Source organism: Thalassotalea fusca (genome assembly GCF_053485835.1).
In genome coordinates this window covers 100,023-125,364 of record NZ_JBQRUN010000004.1, presented here as the reverse complement: position 1 = coordinate 125,364, position 25,342 = coordinate 100,023, and the positions used below count along the sequence as shown (strand labels likewise).

At 40.2% G+C, this 25,342-nt stretch carries 24 protein-coding genes; 17 read left to right on the top strand and 7 right to left on the bottom strand.

The genetic code is table 11. The features are described 5' to 3' along the window. Positions 1-194: 194 nt before the first annotated feature. The 5 genes from ACSLUK_RS06655 to ACSLUK_RS06635 are packed head-to-tail and all read left to right on the top strand — an operon-like array spanning position 195 to position 3,357. Complete coding sequence (locus tag ACSLUK_RS06655) at positions 195-836, top strand: YehS family protein (RefSeq protein ID WP_448547760.1); 642 nt, start codon at positions 195-197, stop codon at positions 834-836. Between the two features lie 29 nt (positions 837-865). Beyond that, positions 866-1,807 carry a 2-hydroxyacid dehydrogenase gene (locus ACSLUK_RS06650; protein WP_448547759.1) on the top strand — a complete coding sequence of 314 codons (942 nt, stop codon included), beginning with the start codon at positions 866-868 and terminating at the stop codon, positions 1,805-1,807. 1 nt (position 1,808) lies between these two features. Then, on the top strand, positions 1,809-2,159 hold the full coding sequence (locus tag ACSLUK_RS06645) for a hypothetical protein (RefSeq protein WP_448547758.1): 351 nt from the start codon (positions 1,809-1,811) through the stop codon (positions 2,157-2,159). A 29-nt stretch (positions 2,160-2,188) separates the two neighbouring features. Then, entirely contained in the window at positions 2,189-2,785 is a 597-nt protein-coding gene (locus tag ACSLUK_RS06640; RefSeq protein WP_448547757.1) for a GNAT family N-acetyltransferase, read from the top strand. After that, the gene (locus tag ACSLUK_RS06635) at positions 2,782-3,357 is read left to right on the top strand and encodes a dienelactone hydrolase family protein (protein ID WP_448547756.1); all 576 of its coding nucleotides are present in this window, start codon (positions 2,782-2,784) and stop codon (positions 3,355-3,357) included. Before ACSLUK_RS06640 ends, ACSLUK_RS06635 begins: the two co-directional genes overlap by 4 nt. Before the next feature lie 209 nt (positions 3,358-3,566). On the opposite strand, the gene fur is transcribed toward ACSLUK_RS06635, so the two are convergent. Further along, positions 3,567-4,010, bottom strand: coding sequence for a ferric iron uptake transcriptional regulator (gene fur / locus ACSLUK_RS06630; protein WP_448547962.1), 444 nt, complete (start codon positions 4,008-4,010; stop codon positions 3,567-3,569). 156 nt (positions 4,011-4,166) lie between these two features. Here fur and ACSLUK_RS06625 point away from each other — a divergent pair, with 156 nt between their 5' ends. Then, positions 4,167-4,625, top strand: coding sequence for a DUF4442 domain-containing protein (locus ACSLUK_RS06625; protein WP_448547755.1), 459 nt, complete (start codon positions 4,167-4,169; stop codon positions 4,623-4,625). Positions 4,626-4,732: 107 nt separating this feature from the next. Here ACSLUK_RS06625 and ACSLUK_RS06620 read toward each other — a convergent pair whose 3' ends face one another. Together ACSLUK_RS06620 and ACSLUK_RS06615 are read right to left on the bottom strand one after the other, a co-directional pair. Next, positions 4,733-6,736: an extracellular solute-binding protein gene (locus ACSLUK_RS06620; RefSeq protein ID WP_448547754.1), complete on the bottom strand. Its 2,004-nt coding sequence runs from the start codon at positions 6,734-6,736 to the stop codon at positions 4,733-4,735. 271 nt (positions 6,737-7,007) lie between these two features. Next, complete coding sequence (locus tag ACSLUK_RS06615; protein ID WP_448547753.1) at positions 7,008-8,312, bottom strand: M20 metallopeptidase family protein; 1,305 nt, start codon at positions 8,310-8,312, stop codon at positions 7,008-7,010. Between the two features lie 347 nt (positions 8,313-8,659). On the opposite strand from ACSLUK_RS06615, the gene ACSLUK_RS06610 reads away from it, so the two are divergent. Then, complete coding sequence (locus ACSLUK_RS06610) at positions 8,660-9,439, top strand: hypothetical protein (protein ID WP_448547752.1); 780 nt, start codon at positions 8,660-8,662, stop codon at positions 9,437-9,439. 102 nt (positions 9,440-9,541) lie between these two features. Here the strand turns inward: ACSLUK_RS06610 and fldA are convergent, their stop codons facing one another. The 4 genes from fldA to ACSLUK_RS06590 all read right to left on the bottom strand — a co-directional run bounded on the left by fldA (position 9,542) and on the right by ACSLUK_RS06590 (position 11,548). Beyond that, positions 9,542-10,069, bottom strand: a complete 528-nt coding sequence (fldA, locus tag ACSLUK_RS06605) for a flavodoxin FldA (RefSeq protein ID WP_448547751.1) — start codon at positions 10,067-10,069, stop codon at positions 9,542-9,544. 33 nt (positions 10,070-10,102) lie between these two features. Continuing rightward, entirely contained in the window at positions 10,103-10,384 is a 282-nt protein-coding gene (ybfE, locus tag ACSLUK_RS06600; RefSeq protein WP_448547750.1) for a LexA regulated protein, read from the bottom strand. Positions 10,385-10,387: 3 nt separating this feature from the next. Further along, on the bottom strand, positions 10,388-10,609 hold the full coding sequence (locus ACSLUK_RS06595) for a DUF2788 domain-containing protein (protein ID WP_448547749.1): 222 nt from the start codon (positions 10,607-10,609) through the stop codon (positions 10,388-10,390). 174 nt (positions 10,610-10,783) lie between these two features. Continuing rightward, entirely contained in the window at positions 10,784-11,548 is a 765-nt protein-coding gene (locus ACSLUK_RS06590) for an alpha/beta fold hydrolase (RefSeq protein WP_448547748.1), read from the bottom strand. A gap of 172 nt (positions 11,549-11,720) precedes the next feature. On the opposite strand from ACSLUK_RS06590, the gene seqA reads away from it, so the two are divergent. From seqA to ACSLUK_RS06540, 10 genes are all read left to right on the top strand, one after another. Then, positions 11,721-12,290, top strand: coding sequence for a replication initiation negative regulator SeqA (seqA, locus tag ACSLUK_RS06585; protein WP_448547747.1), 570 nt, complete (start codon positions 11,721-11,723; stop codon positions 12,288-12,290). A gap of 18 nt (positions 12,291-12,308) precedes the next feature. Continuing rightward, positions 12,309-13,961 carry a phosphoglucomutase (alpha-D-glucose-1,6-bisphosphate-dependent) gene (gene pgm, locus ACSLUK_RS06580; RefSeq protein WP_448547746.1) on the top strand — a complete coding sequence of 551 codons (1,653 nt, stop codon included), beginning with the start codon at positions 12,309-12,311 and terminating at the stop codon, positions 13,959-13,961. Between the two features lie 244 nt (positions 13,962-14,205). After that, positions 14,206-16,602, top strand: a complete 2,397-nt coding sequence (locus ACSLUK_RS06575) for an ATP-binding protein (RefSeq protein ID WP_448547745.1) — start codon at positions 14,206-14,208, stop codon at positions 16,600-16,602. Then, positions 16,574-17,350 carry a response regulator transcription factor gene (locus tag ACSLUK_RS06570; protein ID WP_448547743.1) on the top strand — a complete coding sequence of 259 codons (777 nt, stop codon included), beginning with the start codon at positions 16,574-16,576 and terminating at the stop codon, positions 17,348-17,350. The genes ACSLUK_RS06575 and ACSLUK_RS06570 overlap by 29 nt, the downstream gene beginning before the upstream one ends. A 191-nt stretch (positions 17,351-17,541) precedes the next feature. Beyond that, positions 17,542-18,459, top strand: a complete 918-nt coding sequence (locus ACSLUK_RS06565; protein ID WP_448547742.1) for a helix-turn-helix transcriptional regulator — start codon at positions 17,542-17,544, stop codon at positions 18,457-18,459. Positions 18,460-18,693: 234 nt separating this feature from the next. Further along, the gene (gene nusG, locus ACSLUK_RS06560) at positions 18,694-19,182 is read left to right on the top strand and encodes a transcription termination/antitermination protein NusG (RefSeq protein ID WP_448547741.1); all 489 of its coding nucleotides are present in this window, start codon (positions 18,694-18,696) and stop codon (positions 19,180-19,182) included. 127 nt (positions 19,183-19,309) lie between these two features. Beyond that, the gene (locus tag ACSLUK_RS06555) at positions 19,310-20,113 is read left to right on the top strand and encodes a hypothetical protein (RefSeq protein WP_448547740.1); all 804 of its coding nucleotides are present in this window, start codon (positions 19,310-19,312) and stop codon (positions 20,111-20,113) included. Positions 20,114-20,437: 324 nt separating this feature from the next. After that, a complete protein-coding gene (locus ACSLUK_RS06550; RefSeq protein ID WP_448547739.1) occupies positions 20,438-21,052 on the top strand; it encodes a hypothetical protein in 615 nt (204 codons plus the stop codon). Between the two features lie 687 nt (positions 21,053-21,739). After that, the gene (locus ACSLUK_RS06545) at positions 21,740-22,201 is read left to right on the top strand and encodes a hypothetical protein (RefSeq protein ID WP_448547738.1); all 462 of its coding nucleotides are present in this window, start codon (positions 21,740-21,742) and stop codon (positions 22,199-22,201) included. 224 nt (positions 22,202-22,425) lie between these two features. Then, positions 22,426-25,320 (top strand): DUF6603 domain-containing protein, encoded by a 2,895-nt coding sequence (locus ACSLUK_RS06540; RefSeq protein ID WP_448547737.1) that lies wholly within the window; start codon positions 22,426-22,428, stop codon positions 25,318-25,320. Positions 25,321-25,342: the final 22 nt, after the last annotated feature.

Below are 25,342 nucleotides of genomic sequence, written 5' to 3'. Positions count from 1 at the left end.
AAAAGGGGCACATCATAGCAGAGCCGTGGCAAAAACTTAACGATTGTTGATTAATTTTTATGACTTAAAACCAATAAAAGTGAAGCGAATGAGCTGATATCGGCGTATAATGGCGATTAATTTTACAACGCATGCTAAAAGGATCTGGCAAGCGGCATATTTTTGCTCATGTTATTCTGCTTTAGGAGCCACACTTGACCAATAACGACGTTATTCGCCGTATTCGCTATACGCTAAACCTTAAAGACAAACAAATTCAGACTATTTTTGCGCATGTTGAGCGCTTGGTCACGTTTGAACAAATTCAATCATGGTTACTCAAAGACGAAGATGAAAACTTTGCAGCGATTACCGACGAGAACTTAGCTCACTTTTTAAATGGCTTAATTATTGAGAAGCGCGGCAAGAAAGATGATGTTATTCCTGTTGCAGAGAAAACGCTTAACAATAACCTGGTTTTGTTGAAGCTAAAAATAGCATTTAACCTTCAGGCAGAAGATATCATCAACTTGTTGAAAAAGGCTGAGTTTACTATTAGCAAACCTGAACTTTCGGCATTTTTCCGTAAGCCAGAACACAAACATTTTCGTCAGTGCAAAGCACAATTTTTACGCAAGTTCTTAATGGCGTTGCAGCTAACTTATCGACCTTCTACAGGTAATAGCGGTAACCAAAAAACAGCTCAGCCTAAATACAAACCGAAGCATGAGAAAAAGGCGGCAACGCCAAAACAAGTTTATGTGAATCCAAAAGCACAGCAAACTAAGCAAGAAAATACATCAACACGTAAAGTATTAAAGCTTAAACCGAATCAAATTTGGAAAGACCACCAGTAGGCCTGTAACGTTAGAGAGCTTTTAGTGATATGCGGGTAATTCCATTCATTAGTCAGCTTGCTGCTCACGAGCAAGAACGATGGTGTGAGGCGCTTAATATGCGGCTAAAAGCATTTCGTGTAGTATTGCCTAAGACCATGTCACATGAACAAATTGCCCAATGCGAATGTGCGGTAGTCGCCAATCCTCTGGTGAATGAACTATCGCAGTATCCTTCTCTCAAGTGGGTACATAGCTTGTGGGCGGGTGTTGACAGTCTAGTAAATCAACTAGAACACCCAAAGTTCAAAATTGTACGCTTAGTTGATCCCATGTTAGCGACAACCATGGCTGAAGCTGTGCTGACTTGGTGTTTGTACTTGCACCGACACATTCCATTGTATCGGGAGCAGCAGCGACAGGCATTATGGCAACAGCATGAGAGTTCGCCAGTTTCGCAGCACCGAGTCGCGATTTTAGGGCTAGGCGAGCTAGGAAAAGCAAGTGCTGTGCTACTCAATAAAGTAGGCGTTAATGTGTTGGGCTGGAGCCGGACTGCTAAACAAATAGATGGCATACAGTGCTTCTTTGGCGATGAAGGATTACAGCAAGTATTGTCAGCAAGCGATACGGTTGTTGTGCTTTTGCCCTTAACCCAAGCGACTTATCATCTGATTGATCAAACTACTTTAAGCCAAATGAAAAAGGGCGCAGCACTTATTAATTTTGCGCGTGGCGCTGTAGTATCTACAGCTGACTTATTGCAAGCGTTGAATGATGAACAACTTTCACATGCCGTACTGGACGTTTTCGAACAGGAGCCATTGCCATCTCAGAGCACTTTATGGCACCATCCCAAAATAACGGTGACCCCGCACGTTTCAGCGCCTACCAATCGCGCAACTGCATGTGATATTGTAGCGGGTAATTTAGAGCGTTATTTTCAAACAGGCCAAATACCTGAAGCGGTTAGTTTTAAACAAGGATATTGACGTGATTATGTACTTGCATCGACTTGCGGGCGTTTTTCAATGGTTAAGTTGGCCTGCGCGGTTTGTAGCGGTGTTAGCGCTGGCAGCGATCGGCTATTTGCTGGTTATACTGCAAGACTCACAACTGCAGTCGATTTGGCTTACACCATCATTCTTAGTTTTCTTATGGGCGTTAACGTTATCAGCATTTCTCCATATTTTTCAGGGTGACATCGGTAAGCTACCTGAAAAAGGCTGGTGGAAACGCCTGAAATACAGAGTCTCTTACTTTTTTAAAACACTCGTAAGCGTAGTGTTTATTGTGCTTACGTTGGCAGTAATTTACTTTACGTTGCGCGTGCTACGTACTTAGATTTGTTGTACTTAAGGGGTGGGTAAGTTATGGATTTATTGAATAATTATCAAGTGCTCGAAGGGGAGATTGTCTCGTTAAGGCCGCTTGAGTCCAAACATCGAGCGGAGCTACTTGCAGCATCGAGAGATGGCGAACTTTCGTCGTTATGGTTTACTAGTGTACCCGATGAGTTAAAAATTGATAAATACCTTGAAACCGCCTTTGAACAGTACAAACAACAAACCGCATTGCCTTACGTGGTTTATCACAAACATGCCAAACGCATTATCGGTATGACCCGAATTTGTAATGCTGACGTGACTAATCGACGCGTCGAAATCGGCTACACGTGGTATGCCAAGAGTTTCCAACGCACAGGCGTTAACACTGAATGTAAACTGCTATTACTCACCTTGGCGTTTGAAAAGTTAAACGCCATCGCGGTCGAATTTAGAACCCATTGGCATAATTTAACCTCTCGTAATGCGATTGCGCGCCTTGGTGCCAAGCAAGACGGTATTTTACGCAACCATAAAATACATCCTGACGGCCAGCTGCGCGACACGGTTGTATTTTCCATTATCTGCTCTGAATGGCCAATGGTAAAAAAATCGCTGCAATATAAACAGTTTCAGCACCGATGATAACGTTCGCATTACCTGAAATTTACGGTATCACGCCAGAATTTATTGCTTTGTGTGAGCAACTGCCAGGGAGAGTAATTTCAATCTCTCCCTATCAAGATAAAGACCTCATTTTTGAAGATGAACAACAAGCTTATACGTATTTCATGTCGCGCGTTGGTGTTGAAGAATACGCCCGCAAGGTTATTCATTTTATTGAACACACGCTACAAAGTGAGTTGGTTCAGGTTCAAAACGCGCAGCCAGTTAATCTGGTTGGCTTTAGTGTGGGTGCATCCGCAATTTGGTTGATGGGCAAGCAAACGTTACCATTTTCTGTTAACAACGCGGTGTTGTTTTATGGTGGGCAAATTAGAAAGTACCTCACACATGCACCCGATTTCCAGAGCACTATTGTAATGCCTGAATATGAACCACATTTTGACGTGCGAAAACTCACTCAGCAATTACAACAATTTTCGAATGTGGATGTTATAGGCTGCGATTATCTTCATGGTTTTATGAATAAACGTTCAGCAAGCTTCAGTAATGATGGTTATCATCATTTTATAAAATGGCTAAATAACGGCTAACGGATTTGTTTTCGTTCGAGTTGCTTGCTGACTGATTTATTTTCGTTCGTGCGGAGTGCGCCCTTCGATACGTCGTTCCTCCTACTCAGGACGTACGGGATTAATTGCTCTTCGACAGTTCGTTCCACACGCTCAGTATGAACGGAATTTTCATCTGAAAAAAAAGCCCTGCATTGCAGGGCTTAATGAATAGTTATTGCTATCAACGATTAGCTATGTGATTGGCGGTACTCTTCACAAGCATCTTTGTCTTCACACTCGCCGTAAAGATATAAGCTGTGGTTAGTTAGTTTGATATTGTGTGTCTTGGCGATTGACTCTTGGCGATCTTCAATCACGTCGTCTTCAAACTCTACTACCTTGCCGCACTTTAAGCACACTAAGTGATCATGGTGCTTTTTATGGCTCAGTTCAAATACTGATTTGCCACCTTCAAAATGGTGACGAGTCACGATGCCCGCATCATCAAATTGGTTCAGTACACGGTAAACAGTTGCCAGACCGATTTCTTCTTGTTGTTCTAATAGAATTTTATAGACATCTTCAGCGCTAATGTGTTGATTTTCAGGGTTTTGTAGTATCGCTAAGATTTTAACGCGAGGTAATGTTATTTTCAGACCAGCTCTTTTCAGCTCTTCGTTTTGATCGGGCATGTTTCTTTTATCTCGATACGATTTGATATGTTCTAGATTATAGGGGGTAATGTAGCGTGATAAAAGGTGTAATTGCAAATGATTATTAACTTTAGCATTTTCACCGGTCATTCAATCTGGTACGATGAGTTGTTTTGATTTAATTGAGTTGTACAAATGTTCAAGTATTCATGGTTGTTTAAATTCTTGCTGAATTATTGGCCACCTTTTCTTCTAACTGGCATTCATATTACCAAGCTAACCAAAAACTTCGACTATGCGCGCGTAGAACTTAGAATGCGTTTTTGGAATAAAAATGCGGTAGGCACGCACTTCGGTGGTTCCTTGTTTGCTATGACCGACCCATTCTATATGCTGTTATTAATGGCTCGCTTGGGTAAAGACTATTATGTCTGGGATAAGTTTGCTGATATTGATTACGTAAAGCCAGGCAAAGGTGTTGTACATGCAGAGTTTCATATTACTGACGAACTTATAAACGACATTAAAAAGCACACAGAAAGCGGGGAAAAGTACTTGCCTGTTCTTCCTGTGAGAGTAGTAGATGAAAAGGGTGATACGGTCGTCACGCTTAATCGAACACTGTATATCCGCAAGAAGAAAAAACACCGTTAATTAAGAGTTTTTGGGGTAACACAATTGTTAGGCGCTGTAGCAGTTTAGACCTCAGCGCCTGCTAATGTTATATCCCCAAGCAGCGGTATCACATTAACGGGAATACGCTACTGAGCGTTGTCTTCATAGTATCCAGATAAGGCCATTTGTAACTGAGTATAGTTTTGTGCTTTTTTTAATGCGTTATTGGGTTTTATCTTCCCTTGAATGACCTCTGAAACCAATAAACCAACTTGATTGGCAATTGCCGGAAATTCATCAATTTCAACAAATTGAATACCCTTATATGGCTTGTCATTATCAATCTCTATTTGCTTGCTGGCTTCTAGCATTGCATCGAACATGACATCAGAATATGGCACGCTGGCGCGATAGGCTTTGTTATCGTATGTAGATCGTCTAGTACCTTGTGGAATAGCCTTGATGCCTTTTTCACTGGCAACGAGGTTATTATAATCGTGAGACGTAGCCCAGGTGATAAATTGCTGTGCAGCTTGTTTATTATTTGAAGATTCAGGAATAGCAAACGACCAGGCCCACAGCCAATTGGTGCCAGTTTTACTTTTTGCTATTGGCGCTTTTACTACACCTACGATATCACTAACGTGTGATAACTCGGGATCAAATATGCTACTTGAAGCGATAGTCGCATCGATCCAAATACCACATTTACCATGTATAAATAGTTGTAGGTTCTCGTTATAGCCATTTAGAGTAGGCTTTGGTGGCCCGTACTTAGTGAGCAATGAAGTATAATTTTTTAATGCTTCTTGCCATGGCTTGGTATTAATTTGTGGCTGCCACTTGTTATCAAACCACTTTCCGCCATACGCATTTACCATGGTGGTAAATAGTCCCATATTTTCTCCCCAGCCCGGTTTCCCTCGTAAGCATACGCCATATGTACCATCTCTTGGGCGGTGCAAAGCCTTAGCAAACTTCATTATGTCGTTGTAAGAAGGCTGTTTAGGCATAAGGAGTTTGGCTTTAGCAAATAGATCTTTTCTATAATAAGTGACTGAGGATTCAGCATAAAAGGGTAAAGCGTACAGCTCGTCCTTGTAGGAATGAGCCGCGATCAAATGTGAGAAAATATCGTCAACTTCGTAAGTATCTGGCAAATTCTTAATAGGGGCTAACCACTTGTTTTTAGACCAAACAGGTAACTCTTGTAGGCCAATAGTGACAATGTCAAATTGCCCATCTGAAATGGCTAAATCACTTAGCGTTCGTCTTCTAAGCGTATTTTCATCATATATACGCCATTCCAATATGATATCGGTGTGGGCTTTTTCAAAAGCAGATGTTAGCGTTTTTAACATCAACATATCATGGTTGTTAACGGTACCTATGGTTAAGGTTTTATTATCTGTATGACGCTTTGATGGATAAAGGCCATGTTTTTGATTTAATTTCTCGAGCATACCATTTTGTGTAATTTCTTTAAGGCCATTGTTGAAGCTGTCTCTTAATAATAAATGGTTCGGGTTTTTTCCTGAAAATGCGATGCGAAATCCTTTGTTGGAATCTCGAGATTGAAGGAATTCAAACTTACCAATTAAATGTGGTCTTTGATTAGTAATAATTTCAGCTGCTGAATACTTGCCAATAACGATAAAGTCGACTTTTCCTTGCATTAGATTATCTATGTTTTCTAGGTCGTTCGTAGCAAGTGTGACATTACTAGCGGGTAATGCTTTGAAGCGGGGAGAAATAATACTGCCCTTGATAATGCCAAATCGATAATTAGCAAGCTTTTCGAGGAAATCATCAAACTGATTAGAAAGTGATTCAAGCGGGGGAACGCTTAACGATTTGGGTTTTAGTAATCCCATGCTGTCACCATGAAACGGCAACGAAAGTAGGTGGTGTTCAGCTTCTTTAATATTATTGTAAGGGGTAATATAACCGTCAACTAAGCCTTGTTCTAATAGCTTTCTGCCACGAGCCAAAGTAACAAATTCAATATTAATGTTGTAGTTTGTATGCTCAAATGCGGCTTTAATCACCTCTGCGGTATAGCCATTGTTGGGCAATTGGGTGCTGATAAAAGGGGCCCATTCTAATGTCGCAATTCTTACGGGCTCTTTAGCTGACGCAACACTTGTCATAAGACAGCTAAATAATACTACAATACCGCTAAGTGTATTTTTACCTAATAGAAGCTGAAACATCTTTACCTAATTTATTCATACATATCTAGATTAAGACTAGTCTAGTTCGGTATTGAGATAAATAGGTTAGCCAAATACTCCTAAATTGAAATGCGGTATGAGTACGGAAAATTGGCTGTTGTGTTGAGGGTTGTCAGACCATACCAATGGGTTAAGTCTGACAATCAACCTTTTCTTAGTTACCTCACCGGACCATCGAGCGGGATTATTATTTGTTAAACAAATCCATTGCTGTTTTGGTCATTGCTCGAATACCCGTGGGTAATGCGACTTTATAGTCAGGTGCAAACTTACTTGAGTGCAAAGAGGGCAGTGGTGTACCACTTTTCTGGCTTTGTTCATACGTATCTGCTGCTACACCACCAAGCCAAAAAATCGTTATAGGTACGTTTTCTGGCGTGCGACCGTAAAGACCAAAATCTTCTCCGGCCATAACCGGATCAGACATCACGATTTTATCTTGTCCAAGCTCTGCCGCTACGCTGTCTTTTACGTGAGTAACAAGCTCAGGGTTATTGTAGGTTGACGGGATGCTCTCTTCTTCATGTACAAAAACTTCTGGGTATAACGATTCAGGTAACCCTGCGCTCATGGCAATACCATTAGCGATTCTTTTTATTGTGGCAATTTGCTGGTTACGTACATCAGGATTATAAGAGCGTAGCGTTAATTGGAGCTTCACTTCATTTGAAATAATATTATGCTTTGAGCCGCCATGAATTGAACCTACGGTAATAACATTAGGCTCCAATGGCGATACTTCTCGGCTTGGAATTGTTTGCAATGCCAACACTAAACGCGAAGCAAGAACTACTGGATCTACGGTAGTATGCGGGTAAGCACCATGACCGCCTTTACCTTTTACTGTGATATCGACTGAATCTACGTTAGCTAATGTGTATCCTGACACTAAGCCCACTGAACCTGCGGGCAACGATGCACTTACGTGTAAACCCACAACATAGTCAGGAAGGGCGAATTTTGAAAATAAGCCATCTTTAAGCATGTGTTTGGCACCAGCGCCCACTTCTTCAGCTGGTTGTGCCACCATCATTAATGTGCCTTGCCATTTATCTTTATTGCGCATGAGTTGCTGTGCGGTACCTATCATGCTCGACATATGAATGTCGTGGCCACAACCATGCATTACGCCGACCATGTTGCCATTCTTGTCTTTTACTTTGACCTTTGACGCGTATTCAACGCCAGTTTCTTCAATTATTGGCAAAGCATCTGTATCGGCTCTGATCATCACTGTTGGGCCTTCACCATTTTTGAAAAGGCCAACTACACCGTGACCGCCAATATTGGTTGTAACGGTAAAACCTAACGCCTCTAATTTCTCCGCTAATACTTTAGCGGTTTTTTCTTCATGATAAGAAAGCTCAGGTGATTGGTGTAAATGACGGTAAAGGCTGTATATACCATCTATATCATTTGCTGGAATGGTAATATTAGATGCGGCTACCGGTAATGCGGCAACGAGTGACAAACACAGTGCAGAGAGTTTCATATAATCCCTTTATTGGCAGTTATACACGTATTGATATGTGCGATGAACGAATCGAATAATACTAATTTGCCTTAGAAGCTTGAAGTTGGCAAATTTAAAACAGCTTTCATTTCAGCCTCTGATAAGATCTTTGCAGATATTCCGCTTATAGTGTCAGTAATTTTTACAATTGAACACTTCATATATGAAACGCAAAATTTATAACACTGATTTGTATGAATAATGTCAGTGTTGTATGAATTTCGCACACAAATGTCCAAGCGCAAATATGGCGGACATTGATTGTCTTGTGTACTGCCAAGGATATTCACAATGTGGAGATCATCATGCTTGTTACTTTGAAATATATGTATTCCAAATTAATTGGAATAATTCTGGCTCTTATCATCTCAATTCCTGCTCATGCAGGATTAATTGATCTATCTAGTTGGGTTATAGATGGTTCAGGTAATTGGGTACTGCCCGGAGCGCCTAATAATTCAGTACTTCAAACTTTAAATAGCCGACCAACAGTATTTTTTAATGGTATGGATAGTCAAGGGCTGTCACTTTCAGGCTCTATCAAGGTAGAAACGACGGGAGATGATGATTTTGTCGGTTTCGTTCTTGGGTATGATGATAATGATTTGTTCGGTAGTAATGCGACAACGGACTATATATTGGTTGACTGGAAACAAGGAACACAAGGAGGGTGGGACGCAGGTATGTCCATTTCCCGTGTTACTGGTTCTATTGACGCTAGTGGTGTAGACACTAACGCTGATGCTTGGGATCACGTTGGAAATGTCTCCTTTATTGAGCGAGCGGCGACGTTGGGTAATACTGGCTGGAGTGATAATACAGAATATTTATTCGAAATTAGCTTTACTGCATCGAATATTAAAGTAGAAGTAGATGGTGTTGAGCAGTTTAATATAAACGGTAGTTTTGAAAACGGCTCTTTTGGCTTCTACAATTTTTCACAACCCAATGTGAGATATGCTGGTATCGAAGAGGATATACTTCCACCACAATGTGGGGAGCCAGGCCAACAACCTTGCCCGATTTCAGAGCCCGTATCAGTGAGCTTGTTCTTATTTAGTATGATTGGGTTAGCTGTCTTACGTAGAAGTATTTTATTAGAATAGCGTGTACTCGTGCAACGAGCGAAGATACAAAAACGGCGCGTATTTCTGAAAGAAATCACACGCCGCTTTAGTGTTTGTAGAAGATTATTGAAAGATTAAAAATTAATCTTCAAGCTCTGCTAAACACATTTCATCGTAGATTTGTTTAACCCACTTATCAACACGCTCTTCGGTTAGCTCAGGTTGACGATCTTCGTCAATACATAAGCCAATAAACGTGTTTTCGTCGATTAATGCTTTTGAAGCTTCAAATTCGTAACCGTCAGTTGACCACTGGCCGACTAAAATCGCGCCGCGTGATTCAACGATATCACGAAGTGGTTCCATTGCATCACAGAAATATTCTGAGTAATCTTCTTGGTCACCCAGTCCGAAAATCGCAACAAGCTTGTCATTGAAATCAATTTCTTCAAGTTCAGGTAAGAAATCATCCCAATCGCATTGGTTTTCACCGTAATACCATGTTGGTATGCCAAGAATGATCAAATCAAACTCAGCGATTTCTTCTTTCGTGCTTTTGGCGATGTCTTTCACATCAACCATTTTTTTACCCAGCTTTTTCTGGATCATCTTACTGACTGCTTCGGTGTTACCTGTATCGCTTCCGAAGAATAAGCCTACAATTGCCATCGAAAATAACCTTAATTCTAACTTTGAAAAAATTTACTGTTGTTCGTCTGCCAGTGCTTTCACTAGCAAAGTCTCAATTAACTCACCTCGGTTAACGCCTTTGTCTTTAGCCATGGCATCTAACCGCTCAAATAAACTCAAATGAACCTTAAATTCAACGCGCTTTAGTCCGTTAGTGCGGTCGCGTTTTACTTGGTTGCGTTTATTTATTTTAACTTGAACACTGCGCGAGTGCGGATTAGTTCGTGGTCGACCCGGGCGTTTGTCGTCACTGAACAAATCAATCGTTGTGACATCTGCTGCTTCTTTCGCCATAAATCAACCTACGCCCTGGCTTTCCCACACAAATTGGATCACGCCTTTAGCAACAAAGCCTGCGCATCCCAAAAATAAAACGAAGTAGACAACGTATCGCCCCATTTTAGGTACATCATTTTTCTTCATAACGTCATTTATCGATAACCCTATGAAAACAAAGATGAAAGCAAAAAATAAATTTAGCCCAATGGCCTCTATTAATTCAAAATGTTCCGCTAACATATACCACCCTAAAATTTTCAGGGCGCACTATACCACAAGCGATGCGTGAAACACATAAATTTTAACCCTTATAATGTTGCATATGCAACAAGTGGGCGGTTGCGGTATAGCACCTTTACTGTAAAATTTTGTTTACTGTGTTTTTTACTGGTATCTCTGTGGGCTGAGTTATCGTTATTTTTGCAAAAAATCACTGACAATTTTATTGAAGGCAGTCGTTTTTTCCGCATGCAACCAATGCCCCGCGCCTTGAATAATCTTGGCTTGGCTTTGTGGAAAATGCTGCATGATTTTGCTTCGATGTGCACTGGTAATGTAGTCTGAATTTCCACCTTTAACAAATAAGGTTGGTTTATCAAAGGTATTATCACCATCGTATCCAACGACAATTTGAGGATAGTTTCTTGCGATAAAATCTAATGCGCAACGAAAATAAAAGCGACCATTCTCTTGTGCTAAATTACGCAGCAGAAATTGGCGTACACCTGCTTCTTCAACATATTTTGCTAGCTGTGCATCAGCATCTTTTCTACTTTTTACAATGCTCAGGTCAATAGACTGCAATCCTTCAATAATTTGATTGTGATGCTGTGGGTATTCGACAGGGGCAATGTCAGCCACAATCAACTTGCTGATAGGTGAGGGCTCGTTTAGTGCCATTTGCATTGCAACCTTTCCACCCATGCTATGACCGAGCAATGCGTATTTGGTGATGCCAAGAGACGCCAATGTTTCTAATACATCGTTGGCTAACTCGCTATATGTCATTGAATCTTGGTGAAATGATTGGCCATGGTTGCGTACATCTACGCTAGTAACAAGGTAATGTTGCGCAAGGCCTTTGGCAACCATATTGAGGTTTTCTAAACTGCCAAAAAGTCCGTGAATTAATACCACGTCTTCACCTTGACCTTGTTGCTGATAATGTAAAATACCCATAAGAAATAAGAAACAGTGCTAAATGAGGCTATTGTCCTGATTTTATCCGTATGATGCAATTGTCATAAAAGTTTCGCTTGAAAAAATGTAAACTAAATTGAATCTTAGCTAGAGACTTAACGGCAAGGTTAGTATAATCACGCCCGTTATCTGAATATCTCCAAGGTTATCAATGAAAAACATCGAAATAGACGAAGAACTATATCAATACATTGCTTCTAAAACTCAATACATAGGGGAAAGCGCCTCTTCTATTATTAGACGCTTATTGACCTTGCCCGATGCTGCATCAGATCAAGACACCGCAACGACAGCGGAACAAGAACTAAAAGTAACGTCGACGCAAGAAACAACAGTAGAAGAAAACACACAGGCGCCCAAAGAGCAGAAAGCGCGTGACACGGCTAAATCAGTATTCAATGTGATTAACAAAGAAGAACTGGCGATGCAACGTGGCGCTGTGGGTAGATTCCTGATCATATTATCAGCGCTTCATCGTGTGCACAGTGAAGATTTTGACGCGGTGTGTGATGTGCGAGGTCGTGACAGATTGTACTTTGCTGACAGTGAAGACAAACTGGCTGAAAGTGGTAGCAGCACTAAACCGCGCCAAATCCCCGATAGCCCTTACTGGGTGATTACTAATTCAAATACTACCCGTAAAAAAATGATGCTGACAGAAGCTGCTAAGATTTTAGGGTACTCGCAGGCTGAAATAGAAAAAATTCGCGATTTACTGTAAATCAACCAAGGACTGACAATGACAGTACATGAACACGCTGGAAAACCCGTAAGACCACAAGATAGAATTAATATTGGTCGGCTAGTGAGTGACTATTTCAATTTACAGCCAAACGTAGCTCAAGCAACTGAAAAAGTCACATTTGGAACTTCTGGTCATCGTGGCAATGCCAGTAAAAAGAGTTTCAACGAAGTTCATATTGTCGCAATTTGTCAGGCCGTTGCTGAATATCGGCAGCAACAAAATCACCAAGGCCCCCTGTATTTAGGTAAAGACACACATGCGTTATCGGAGCCTGCTTTTGCCAGCGCATTGTCGGTACTTATTGCGAATAATGTAGCTGTGGTCATACAGGATGATGAAGGCTTTACGCCAACGCCTGTTGTGTCGCGTTTGATAATTGCTCATAACAAACGGCATCAGGCAAGAAGTGCCGACGGTTTGATTATCACCCCGTCACATAATCCACCAACGGATGGCGGGATTAAATATAACCCGCCTCATGGTGGACCTGCTGAAGGCGAAGTTACCAGTGTTATTGAACAGCGCGCCAATGCCATTATTGCAGATGGTTTAAAAGACGTTAAACGCGTGACTGTAGGCCAAGCAATGGTTTCATCTTTGTTAACCAAACAAGATTTTAAAACGTTTTATGCCAAAGAGTTATCACAAGTAATTGACTTAGCAGCAATTGCTAAAGCAGGCGTAAATATTGGTGTTGATCCACTTGGTGGGTCTGGCATTGAGTATTGGCCGGTAATTGCTGATATGTATGGCTTGAAACTGACCGTAGTTAATCCTGTGGTTGACGGTAGTTTTGCATTTATGCCGCTTGATAAAGATGGCAAAATTCGCATGGATTGTTCGTCGCCCTATGCCATGGCTGGCTTGATCGCCATGAAAGATGACTTTGATGTGGCAGTAGGTAATGACCCTGACTTTGATCGTCACGGTATAGTAACCCGAACGGGTGGGTTGATGAACCCAAATCATTATCTCGCGGTTGCGATTCATTATTTGATGACACATCGCAATTGGTCGTCCGACAAAAAAATTGGCAAAACGCTGGTTTCCAGCTCGTTGATTGATCGAGTAGCTAAACTCATTGACCGTCCAGTATCCGAAGTGCCGGTTGGTTTTAAGTGGTTTGTAGATGGTCTACGTAATGGCAGTTATGCCTTTGGTGGTGAAGAAAGTGCTGGCGCTTCATTCATCGCCAAAGACGGTTCGTGTTGGACAACTGATAAAGACGGTTTTGTGATGACACTTCTTGCGGCTGAAATGATCGCTGTTACTGGTAAAGATCCATACGAGTTATACCTAGCTTTGGTTGAACAACTGGGACAACCATTTTATGGCCGAGTAGAAGCGCCTGCTAACTTTGCACAAAAAGAAGTATTAAAATCACTGACCATTGCTGATGTCACGATGGATACACTTGCAGGTGAGAAAATTGACCAAGTGTTATCGCGCGCACCTGGCAATGATGCTGCCATTGGTGGGGTAAAAGTGTTAACGGAAAATGGCTGGTTTGCCGCACGTCCTTCTGGCACTGAAGATATCTATAAGATATATGCTGAAAGCTTTATTAGCGAACAACATCTTCAACAGATTATTAGCGATGCGCAGGTATTAATAACAAGTGTATTTGAGCAGAAAGGCTTGAACTAATTCTCGCACAGTTTATTGGGAGTAAAAAAGCGCAAATGGTTTATGCCTTTGCGCTTTTTTGATGCGTGAGCCTATTAATCGGCTAGCGAAATAATGATTGCTACCAGCTTTGGCGCTTCTTAAATTGCTTCGTTCCAAGTTCAATTAATTTAGTTTGTGCGCTTATGGTTTTAGACTGGATGCCAATATTAGGATGGATTTTTTTAACTATCCTTCTCATTTTAGCATTGAATTGGAGATATTCATGTTGGATGTACTCGATATACCGACATTATGGATCATGTCGGTATTTAGTATGTTATTTTGCACTGTGATCATGTTTTTTATCTGGTATCTGAATATAAAAATTGCAGGAAGCTTTGCGTGGTTTATGGGCATGTTAAGTTTCTCAGCCTGCTTAGTCTTGTTGACTGTATTTAGCCTTGCGGGTCACGCCAATTCCGATTTGCTCTCACTATTAGTAAAAGAATGTACCTTAGTTGGTTATATTTTTATTCTGTTAGGGACGCGGCAGTTTTTTTCATTTCACCGTTACAATAAAATAATATTCTATTCGCTACTGGTTAGTTTCAGTACATTGTTGATAGTGTTTAAAATGTGGCTGATGAATGAGTCTTTTGCTTTGGCTTTGATGAGTATAGCTTCCATTAGTATTTTTGGTTGGAGTTTCATCACTATATTACAAGGTTATATAAATTCACCAGCGTCTGAGCGTGTCTTAACTGGCAGTATTTTCTTGGGTTTCGTTTTATTGGCGACTATTCCAAAAGATATCTACCAGATTCTGCTCGTCTTGTCCGAGCCCCTTCAATCGCAGTTTGTACCTAGCTTACTTAATATTTTGTTAGCATTTTATGCTATCTATTTGCCTATGGTTCTGCTAGTAAGTTTTGCGATTCTATGCAATGAGAGAAAAGAGAATAGTTTGAAGAAGTTGCATCAACAATCAAAAGAGCATGTAGCACAACGTAGTCGTTTTCTAGCAACCATGAGCCATGAAATAAGAACACCGTTAAATGGTATTATGGGCATCGCTCAGCTAATGCAAGCAAGCCATAATGAGCCCGATATTCAAAATGACTGTCAGACAATAGTACATTCTGCTGAGCTATTGAGTGAGTTAGCAAATAATGTGCTTGAGTATTCTAAATTAGATTATTCAGACATTCCCCTAGAAGAGTCGGATACAGACTTAAGCCAGTGTCTGAATGAGATTATCTTATTAACTGAGCCTTTAGCTCAAAGCAAATCAATTAATCTTTTGATAGAACCCTCCAAAAAGCTGAATCAGTATTATTTTTTTGATAACAATAAATTACGCCAGATACTCCTTAATTTGGTTGGCAATGCAATCAAATTTACTCATCAGGGAGAAGTCACATTAAAGGTTGAATTGATCAAACGTAATTTACCCACCCGTGGAAACGAAAATGAAATGACAAGCGATAGCTTGTTATTTAGTGTGCGAGATACAGGTATAGGGATTCCAGTTGAAGAACAAGAGAATATTCTTGAACCTTTTCGTCAAGCTTCCAATTCAGCCTGTCAATATCCGGGCTCTGGCTTAGGTTTGGCAATCTCCGATAAATTACTTAAATTGATGGGGTCTAGCCTCCAATTTAGCAGTGAACTATATATTGGAAGTTGTTTTTATTTTCAATTGACATTACCGCATGGTGATGCGGAGCTGGCAAGGTTAAATGAGTCGATCGCAAGTTCAGCTATACAAAACACCTCCGAAATTACAGGGCTCAACGTACTCCTTATTGAAGATCTGCCTCTTATTCAATTTGTCGCCATTAATTTACTAGCGCAAGACAAGCATAAGGTGACACTTGCTAGTGAAATACTTCAAGCTATTGCTTTAGTAGGTGAAACTAAATTCGACATAATTTTTACTGATATTAATTTGCCAGATGGCAATGGTATTGAATTGAGTCATTTGGTTAGAAATGGAAATAGCTTAAACAAAGATACACCTATTGTAGCAATGACTGCAAGAGTATCGAAAGTCGACCTACAAACGTATCATCAAGCTGGTATGTATTATTGTGCAACTAAACCAATCAAATTAAGTCAACTGCAATCTGTGATAAAGCAGGCACTAGGGCTGTACGACACTTCTAATCTTAATTGTTTTGCTAACGCTAATGAATCTGAAGTAAAAAAACATTCTAGTGCTGAATTTATGCAGTATTTCAATAGTCAGCTTTCTGTATTTAACCCCAAAATACTTGAAAGCTTAGTTGAGACAATAGAGTCTGCTGTTTTCCAACAACTGATTGAACAATTGGAACCGCAACTTGAACAATTTTGGCAACAAGTATTAACAGCGCGAAATTGCAACGAACTACGAACAGTACGAGAAGCATTGCACAAATGTGCCGGTACAGCTGCACAACTTGGCTTTGAACAATTAACTGACGCGTGTAGTCAATTAGAAAAACTAACGGATCTACGACTACGACAAGAATTTGTCGTAGACAATCAAGTTTCGAAGCAGCTCGATGCGCTAATTGAATTGAGTTTGCATCAGCTCAACGACTATAAAGTGCATTTAACGAGCAAGCAAAGATATTACGGGAATATGGCGAACAGGGAGTTAAAAAAGCATGTTGGACCTACTTTTCACACACGGTAAGCAAGGTGTCCATGACATATTACAGTTCTCTGAACAACAGCCACATGTGGTGATCGTGGAAGATGATCAGGTTCTGTTAGAGTTTTTGGTTAGCTATTTTAAACAAAACAACTTTCACGTTAGTCATTTTAGTAGCACTATTGGCGTGATCGACTGGGTTAAGAAGCAAATGGTAGATCCATTAGCACGACTAGACGTAATCATTAGTGATGTTGAATTGCCTAATGGTAGTGGCCTCGAAATTTTAGAAAAACTTCATGGGTTTACTGGCCTTGGTAAAATATTGATTTCTGTTCGTAACGAAGAAGCTGATCGTATTAAAGGGCTAAAACTAGGCGCTGATGACTATGTTTGCAAACCATTGAATCCGGAAGAGCTGTTATTACGAACCCAAAGTTTAATACGAAAGTTAGGTTTTACAACCTATAATCCTGACAGAGAAAGTTATATCCAATTTGGACGTTGTTTGTTGCATCCAGAAACGCGTTTATTACTGTTTGAACAGAGAAAGCTATTGCTAACTGAAGGAGAGCTACAAATATTGTTAAGCTTGATCGGGCGACAAGGAAAGATAGTTAGTCGCGATGAACTAGCTATGTCACTGGGAAAGAAAGCAATCAATTTATCTAGTAGATCTATTGATGTATTGGTAGGGCGGTTACGAAGAAAGTTAGAAGACAGCGCCCGTATACCTGAGCAAATAATCACTTGTCGTGGCAAAGGTTATATGCTCAGTAGCAGCGAATAATTTAATCCAAATCTAACCAGTTGGCTTAATTGCAGCTAGGTGAACTTGTTAATTTCAATAATTCTCACAGTGAGGCATTTACATTTATTATACATCTTGTATCCACTTGTGTAATACTTTGTAAACGGAAAAGTTTTGATTGTTTTGTATCAAATAGGCTAAAGGGACTAATAACCCATGGTCGCTTAGATATGAAAAACAACTTTTTCCAAACACTATTACTAGTGGAATTTGAACTGCCAATCGCTCATTCATTTACACGGGTATTACTTGAACCGCAAGTTAATATAGACCAACTTAAACCGTACAATATTGAGCGAGTAAGTCTTATCGATTTAAAAACTAAGCTTAGTTTTTTAAAACAGCAAAAAATCGAAACGGTCGTCATAGTAAATTGCCTAAATAGAGTTAACTCTTCGCTAACAATTGTAAAAGACTTGCGGTTTACTAACGAACAATCACCTGCAATTCTAGCATTAGTCAAAGACGATAAACTTTCCAAACAAAGAGTTTTAGAACTAGGAGCTACCGACTATCTTACGTTTCCAATGATCACTCCAGAAATACAAAGACGTGTTTCACAGCAAGTGCAGCTAATTCAACTAAAAAAACAAGTGAATTTTCAGTTGTCGATATCCAATCAAACATTACCTGAACAAACAAACACTAGCTCCAAATTACTGAGTGAGCCTAAATCTTTGAACAAAATTCAAATCGATAAACAGTGGGGCTTTGGTCTGAAAGACCAATTACTTACGTACAGCAAAGAACATGCATTGGCACAAAAGACTGCAGGTTATCTGTTGGAAAACCTTTCACAAGAAATAAGCTTAGACAGACTGGCCAAACAAATGGGAACCAATAGAACCAAGCTGACGAGTGTATTTAAAACCAGTTTTGGTCAAACCATTATTAGCTGGCTACGTGAGCAGCGTATGTTAGTCGCTGCTGACTTCTTGAGCCAGAGTCATACTTCAATCATTGAAATCGCGGAGCAGGTTGGTTATTCAGATTCTAATAACTTTTCGACTGCATTCAAGCGACAATTCGATGTTTCACCTAGACAATACAGGTTGCAATGTAGGCAAACAAATGACTTTGTAGTGTAACAATGTTGTGTAGAGTACTTACTGCTTAAATCAAAGGTTTTACTGATTAAATCAAAGGATCAGACCCTAAGCAGGGATCTATGATAATTGAGACGTAAGTTAAATGGCTACTGGTATTCAAGAGTCGATTTAATACTAATTACAGCATTAAGGGTAGGTTTTTTACCCAAACACAGGTCAATGACTTTAACTTCCAACTAGTTAAAGTGGCGGAGCCTGCTCAAAGGAATAACTATGAGTCAAATGCAGTGGTACGCGATTAGAACAAAACCCAAAGCTGAAATTAAAGTCTTTCAGCAGGCTGAACGTAAACTATCCGAAGTGGGTGGTAGCCAAGCATATTTACCGATGGAAGATAAGGGTGAAATGTTGCAGCCTTTGTTCAAAGGGTATGTTTTTGTGAAACATGATGATTCTGGTTTCCATGCACTCAAATATACCCCAGGTGTGCGGGATTATGTACGGTTTAGCCAGTTTCCAACTCCCATACCTGAACAGGAGATTGAATTGGTCAAGAAAATGGAAGCTCATTTTAATCACGTAGCGCTAATTGACTCATGTTTAGTAAAGGGAAGCAGAGTAAAAGTTATCAGAGGAATCCTAGCCGGAAGGGAAGGTATACTTAGCCAAGATCAAAAAGGCAAGAAAATAGCAATTCAACTTTTCTCAATTGGCAAAAGTGCAGTGTTGCAAGTTTCAGGCAGTGATGTGGTGGCAATTTAGTTATATATCAATCAAAGAGTAAATATAGGTTTGTAATAGTATTACATGCGTAGTATTAAACTCAGGATGAAGTGTCTTAGGAAATTAATGATTGCAGCAGTAAATTAAAACCAAGTAAGGAAATAAAATGTTAGAAGCAAACAACGATAGAATACATGGTTATAACCCCTTGTATAATTCACCTGAAAACTCAGAGCCTAGCCAGTATAGGTGCTTCGAGCTTAAAAAAAAAGTGGATAAAAATGAATATGAGCCCGGGGGATTTAGGGATAATTTGGTACCTGGAGATTACGATAACTCAAACAAATTTCAATATAAAGTGAAAGATCACCAAGGTCATATAGTGCCGCAAAAAATGCTACTAGACATACTTCGGCCTATTGCAGAAGATGTATGTAGCTATTTTGAAGAAGGAGAGCCTGGTAGTGAAACTGAATTGACTTTAGATAATCTAACTAAATACTTACAGGCCAAATACAAAGAATTACATTTCAAAAACGTCACCAAGTACATACAAAAGCAATTAATGGGAGAGGGAAAGGCAACAGAAAAACTGTTTTTGGCGAAAGATGCTGAAAGCGTTGATGGTAAGGTTGGTGGGTACTTCTCAGTAATTGTCTGGAATCCTGTTAATATTTGTAGGGCACCTGAAGATAGTCACAGGGGGAATTATCCAGCAAATGATATAGACGACAAAGTTCGTAAATTCTTAACGCAAAAAGCCGATGTTCAAGGAATACCCCTACCAGAAACTATGCTGAAAGCTCTGAATGATCTAGGAACTTCTCCTGACGAAGAAAAGCAGAAAAAATACATAACTAGTTGCAACGATGCTTTACTAGAGATTCAATCTAAACAAATGGGATACTATTCCTTTGATTGGCAGCAAAGCCTAAATAATTTAAATATACTTGAACCAAAGGCTCAGTAGCCTATAACAAAACCTAAGAAATAGCTCCGGCTAGGAAGCTGTAGTCGAAAAGGAAAGCCCATAAAACAAAGTTAAATCTAATTTAAGGGGGATGATAAATATGCCGGTATCGGACGTGAAGAAGGCATAGCACCAAACAACCAATATAATTTATTTTTAGCCCCTGTGTATTGATGCTTTTTTTATGTGAAGCAAATTCCTTTATCGATTTTTTTCATCAGTTGGAGAGGTTGCAAGTGACCCATAATATATAGAGTCATAAAGTATGAATTTACTGAATGGTTTAACAACAAACTAAGCTACAAATTAAAATGAGAATTTACTATGGATATTGTTGAATGGAATAACGCTGTAATTGCATTTAGGACTGCTCTTCTTGGAGATGTTGGTAATAATAATGGTTTTGGCGCTTACCTTATGTACGAGCCTAGGGGGGGGGAGATTATTGATTACGCATTTCCCGTTAATTGTGGAAACCTATCAGGCCAACATATCGCTGTGAAAGGAGATGAATCATATGTTTACGGTTATAGAGAAAATGGCAGATGGCTTTTAATGAAAGACGGTCAAGCTTATCCTGACGGCCTAACCACCGTTTGTAATCCCCACGATGATGCCGATTTTAAAGCTGCGTATGAAACACCAAATGAGAACGCCGCTGCTTCATTGGAAATATTAACTTCGATAATAGGACGGATGTTTATTGGCGAAAATAAAAAAGCCGAAAAAGCAGATGTAGATGCCTTCATACTACTTATTGTTGAACCCGCTAGGTCAGAACAAATTCGTTTGAAAATGGAACAAAAACTTATGACGGTCGAAAACCCCTTGATAAATCTACATAAGTTGTGGGGGGCCGCACAGCACTGGCAAAAGGGAAGGGGTCCTAAAACTAGAGATGATGAGATAAAGATGGAAGAAGCGATAAACGCGCTTTGATTAATTAGTGAACTCGTCTCGTCAGATTAAACTAGGGAGCGTTGGCGGTATAACTTTGCGCTGAAAGCAAGGTTATTCGAGGATATAGGCCAAGGTCTAAAAATGCCAGCGCTTAATGTTCGTAAAAAGCAAACTTTCAAGTTATAAATTGGTGACAACGTCATTTAAAATGATATGAAGAATAATAGTTTTATACAAAACCAGGAACTACCTTACCTGACAAATCTTACCTGCTCCAATTAACCAGCTCATCTAGACTAGACGTTTCGAAATGGAAAGTAATGCTTAATACAAAACCATTTTTCTCGCTTTAGTTTTTTAGTGGTTAATAAGCGCCTATATAGGTTGTCTGTGGGCAAGTTATCAATGGTGCTATTGGCTAATAAACAGGATATTTAACTGAAGATTAAAACGGCAGAAAAAACAAACCAGCCAGACCTAGGCTTACAATTTAATGTACCGGCTAGTAATAGAGCGTAATTAAATTGCTAAAGACCTATACCCCAAATAATTGGAGACAACAAGTTAATAAGCGAATTCAATCCCTTGAGCTTAGCTCACTATGAGACAAGGGGGAATAAGCCTAGTCAACGCAACTGCGTATTCAGGTAACAAGGGGGATATGGGTTGCACCTATATCGTTAGTACAAGCAAATATAATTTAAATATAAAAAAGAGGATAACAGGATGAGTGTTTCTGTTGATGCGTCACTTAAATTGAACTTAGGTACCGATAAATATGATATTACGCTGGGTATTCCAGCTGTAGCTCCTGATAAGGACAATCCATATATTTTTAAAGTCGACTCGGTTGAAGGTACGAATAAAAATACTTTGTTAGGTATCGCTGTAGGGGATGACAAACATTATTATGCTAAGGTAGCTCCACCGAAGAGTGCTTTAAATAGCGTGAATGAAATAGATGATGTGTCTATAACGGTAATAAATGGTTGGTCAGATAAATCTCATATTCCCGGGTACTCTGATCAGGACAGTTCTGATCCGGGCAGTGGTGCTGGTAGCAAACATCAAGATGCCCAAGGCGACGATACTGGCCAAGGACAACAGAAGGGAGGTAGTGCCCCCGCCAACTCAGCTACTCCATCAAAAATGCAGAAAAACCCTAGCCCCAAAAATAATGGGGAATAGAAAATATAGTTAATCCGTTCAAAACTAATAGAAAGTTCAACCAGCGCTTTTGGTTAAAGCGCTGTAACTTATTGATGTAATTAGCTGAGCAAAAAAACACCTTTAAAGCTCAAGTTTTAAAGGTGGTTTTTCGAAGGTGATAAAGCTAGGTTCTAGTGCCAAATATTGAACTTATCTTCTATTTATGAGTTGAATTGCTTGAAAATGTTTGCAGGAGAAGGGAATTGTCACTAAGTTCATTTCTTAAAATTGGCTTTAATATTGGCACAGAGCGTAATTTATTCCAGGTGTCTGCAAACTTAGTCAGAACAAACAAAGAAGTTGATATTGTAGCGACTTACAAGGGAGAAGAATTTGAAATTGGTTACACCCCTGAACAAAGAATAACAGCTAAGTGGGTAGTTAAAGGTCAAGGTAAATACCTGTCCTTAAAAGAAATTGCAAATTTCTTTGGTATTGATATTCCGGATTTACCTAAGAAACTAAATTTAAATTTGAAATCGGCTTCATTTACCTATGATTCAACACGCTCAATTATAGTAATGGAAGCTGAATCGCTTAAATACGGTAAGGCGGTACTAGTTGCCCGAAAAAATAGCCAGCAGCACTGGGAGTTCTACTTCGGGATTAAGGTTGATAATACGATAAATCTGTCGAACTTGCCTTTGATCAAGCAAGAACTTGACCCTAATGAAACACTTGCGATCAAAGAATTACAGGTATTAATTACGACAATTAAGCTGACTCCAAATGACGACTCTGTGCGAGGAAGTATTAAGCAGATCAATGAACTTATTGCTCCTGAATACCCTAAGCTACCACTGAGCCTGACTAATCAGGTAGCTGTTACAGCCGTACTCGACCTTGCAGGCGATACTGTTCCATTAGCTATAGGGGCAAGTAAAGGCTCTGCTTCTGACGTTAATAATAACAGAACAACAGCTGTGCTCCCCTCAAGCAGTAACAATACGCCGCATAAGGGAAATAAAGACGTTGGCGCTCACCCTGCTAACCATGCTGCTGATGGAACGACTTGGTTTGAAGTACAAAAAAACTTCGGTCCTGTTCACGTTCAAAAGATCGGTATCAAATATCAGCACGACAAGTTGTGGTTCCTAGTAAACGCTTCACTTGATGCAGCTGGCCTTGATATCTCTGTTATTGGTTTATCGATTGGTTCTTCGTTGGCTGATTTTTCTCCCCAGTTTAATATCGAAGGACTTGGACTGTCGTATCAGGAGCCCTCTTTGACTATATCGGGCGCCTTTGAGAAAATTCCACTCAAGGCACCTGTCATTATGGCCTTCTCTGGCTGTGCCATTGTACAAACTGAAGAAATGGGTATAACTGCGATAGGATCTTATGCCGAGTTTGGCGATCATTCATCGATGTTTTTATTCGCTGATGTAAAAGGTGATTTTGGCGGGCCGGGGTGCTTTTTTATTACGGGACTTTGTGGAGGTTTAGGTTATAACAGTAAGCTGCGAATACCCAAGCAGAATGAAATCTATCAGTTTCCATTTGTTAAAGCAACATTGCCCAGTGCAAATCCTGGCGATAAGACGACCCCAAGTAGTGTATCAAGTGAGCTGTCTGATAATGCGTGGATAACCCCCTCAGCAGGTGATATGTGGATCTGTGCTGGTTTGCAGTTCACCACCTATGAGATGATTAATTCAACTGCAATGTTGATAGCTGAACTTGGCAGCAAGTTTCAACTCGCGTTAGTGGGCCAGTCCAACGCCAGGTTTCCTCTGGATGGTAACGAAGTCTATGCCTATATAGAATTGCAGCTTGAAGCCTTATTTGAACCTAAAGACGGCTATGTTTCCTTTACAGCCGTATTATCGCGAAACTCTTATTTGTATGATCCTGATTGTCACTTGACTGGTGGATTTGCAATGGAATATTGGTTTGGTGAAAACCAGCATGCTGGTGACTATGTACTAACGCTGGGTGGATACAGCCCTTACTTTAACATACCTAAACATTATCCCAGTGAACCCAGGCTGGCATTTAACTGGGCTGTAGACTCATCTACGTCTATTTCAGGCGGAGTGTACTTTGCGCTAACCCCCGCAGCTATTATGGCCGGTGGGACATTAGATATACGTTTTCATGATGGTAAGTTAAAGGCCTGGTTTACTGCCCATGCTGATGTTCTCGTCTGGTACCACCCGTTTCATTTTGTTGCTGATGTTGGTGTTGATATTGGTGCTTCATACAAGTTATTTGGTAAGACATTTAGTGTTGATCTTGGCGCAGATCTCACACTTTGGGGACCCGCTACAGGGGGTAAAGCCAAAATACATTGGTGGGTGATCTCATTTACCGTAGAGTTTGGCGCGAGTGCTACTCAGTCGAGCGGTATACTAACTTGGCAACAGTTTGCCAAGCTTCTGCCTGCCAAACAGAGCGCTGTTAAAATAACTCCTTCGAAAGGGTTAGCGACGGCATCCAATAATAAGATGGAAGAGGCTGCTTGGACTGTAAGAAGTGAAGGTTTTCAGTTCATAACCCGAGCCAGTATGCCTATCACTGAGCTATATCTTGGTGATGCTAATAACCCTAGATATAAAAAAGATAAAGTTAATATCAAGCCTATGGCACAAGCTGAGTTGGTTTCTAGTCAGGTGCTGCGTATTTACAAGGAGAGTGAAATTGGGGCGGGGAAAGAAGATGTCAATCTAACTTCATGGTGTGATGAAGGCGAGGTGGCAGCAATTTACGCTAACTTACCGAGTGCATTGTGGGGGAGTGGCGAGTACAGCATGGCTGACCACCTAATTGAAGATCAACTTATTGGCTTAAAGGTAACAGTCCCAAAAGCCAAGCCAGGAAAAAGTACAGGGGTGATCAAGCGTAAATTTCTGCAATCTGATCCGCTAGCGCCGGGCGAGAATCCATTGTTTACGCAAACAAGATTAACAACAGATAGCACGACCCAACTCGTTAACGAAATACCTGACCTCTCAGCAACTGAAATAAGCCAACAACAGAGTTTATTGGCATCATTAAAACGGATGAACTTAAAAAACTTAGCTGGTGTTGATTTTGCGAAACTTCCACTTAAGTCAGAAACTAAAGTAAGCGTAGAGTCTTTTTTATTAACGAGCTGATAACGCTTAATTTAAACAGGTT

Excerpts from the sequence above, each read along its gene's own strand:
- ACSLUK_RS06650 (WP_448547759.1), top strand. The coding sequence starts at position 866 with ATGCGGGTAATTCCATTCATTAGTCAGCTTGCTGCTCACGAGCAAGAA.
- ACSLUK_RS06640 (WP_448547757.1), top strand. The coding sequence starts at position 2,189 with ATGGATTTATTGAATAATTATCAAGTGCTCGAAGGGGAGATTGTCTCG.
- ACSLUK_RS06635 (WP_448547756.1), top strand. The coding sequence starts at position 2,782 with ATGATAACGTTCGCATTACCTGAAATTTACGGTATCACGCCAGAATTT.
- fur (WP_448547962.1), bottom strand. The coding sequence starts at position 4,010 with ATGCCCGATCAAAACGAAGAGCTGAAAAGAGCTGGTCTGAAAATAACA.
- ACSLUK_RS06625 (WP_448547755.1), top strand. The coding sequence starts at position 4,167 with ATGTTCAAGTATTCATGGTTGTTTAAATTCTTGCTGAATTATTGGCCA.
- ACSLUK_RS06620 (WP_448547754.1), bottom strand. The coding sequence starts at position 6,736 with ATGACAAGTGTTGCGTCAGCTAAAGAGCCCGTAAGAATTGCGACATTA.
- ACSLUK_RS06615 (WP_448547753.1), bottom strand. The coding sequence starts at position 8,312 with ATGAAACTCTCTGCACTGTGTTTGTCACTCGTTGCCGCATTACCGGTA.
- ACSLUK_RS06610 (WP_448547752.1), top strand. The coding sequence starts at position 8,660 with ATGTATTCCAAATTAATTGGAATAATTCTGGCTCTTATCATCTCAATT.
- fldA (WP_448547751.1), bottom strand. The coding sequence starts at position 10,069 with ATGGCAATTGTAGGCTTATTCTTCGGAAGCGATACAGGTAACACCGAA.
- ybfE (WP_448547750.1), bottom strand. The coding sequence starts at position 10,384 with ATGGCGAAAGAAGCAGCAGATGTCACAACGATTGATTTGTTCAGTGAC.
- ACSLUK_RS06595 (WP_448547749.1), bottom strand. The coding sequence starts at position 10,609 with ATGTTAGCGGAACATTTTGAATTAATAGAGGCCATTGGGCTAAATTTA.
- ACSLUK_RS06590 (WP_448547748.1), bottom strand. The coding sequence starts at position 11,548 with ATGGGTATTTTACATTATCAGCAACAAGGTCAAGGTGAAGACGTGGTA.
- seqA (WP_448547747.1), top strand. The coding sequence starts at position 11,721 with ATGAAAAACATCGAAATAGACGAAGAACTATATCAATACATTGCTTCT.
- pgm (WP_448547746.1), top strand. The coding sequence starts at position 12,309 with ATGACAGTACATGAACACGCTGGAAAACCCGTAAGACCACAAGATAGA.
- ACSLUK_RS06575 (WP_448547745.1), top strand. The coding sequence starts at position 14,206 with ATGTTGGATGTACTCGATATACCGACATTATGGATCATGTCGGTATTT.
- ACSLUK_RS06570 (WP_448547743.1), top strand. The coding sequence starts at position 16,574 with ATGTTGGACCTACTTTTCACACACGGTAAGCAAGGTGTCCATGACATA.
- ACSLUK_RS06565 (WP_448547742.1), top strand. The coding sequence starts at position 17,542 with ATGAAAAACAACTTTTTCCAAACACTATTACTAGTGGAATTTGAACTG.
- nusG (WP_448547741.1), top strand. The coding sequence starts at position 18,694 with ATGAGTCAAATGCAGTGGTACGCGATTAGAACAAAACCCAAAGCTGAA.
- ACSLUK_RS06555 (WP_448547740.1), top strand. The coding sequence starts at position 19,310 with ATGTTAGAAGCAAACAACGATAGAATACATGGTTATAACCCCTTGTAT.
- ACSLUK_RS06550 (WP_448547739.1), top strand. The coding sequence starts at position 20,438 with ATGGATATTGTTGAATGGAATAACGCTGTAATTGCATTTAGGACTGCT.
- ACSLUK_RS06545 (WP_448547738.1), top strand. The coding sequence starts at position 21,740 with ATGAGTGTTTCTGTTGATGCGTCACTTAAATTGAACTTAGGTACCGAT.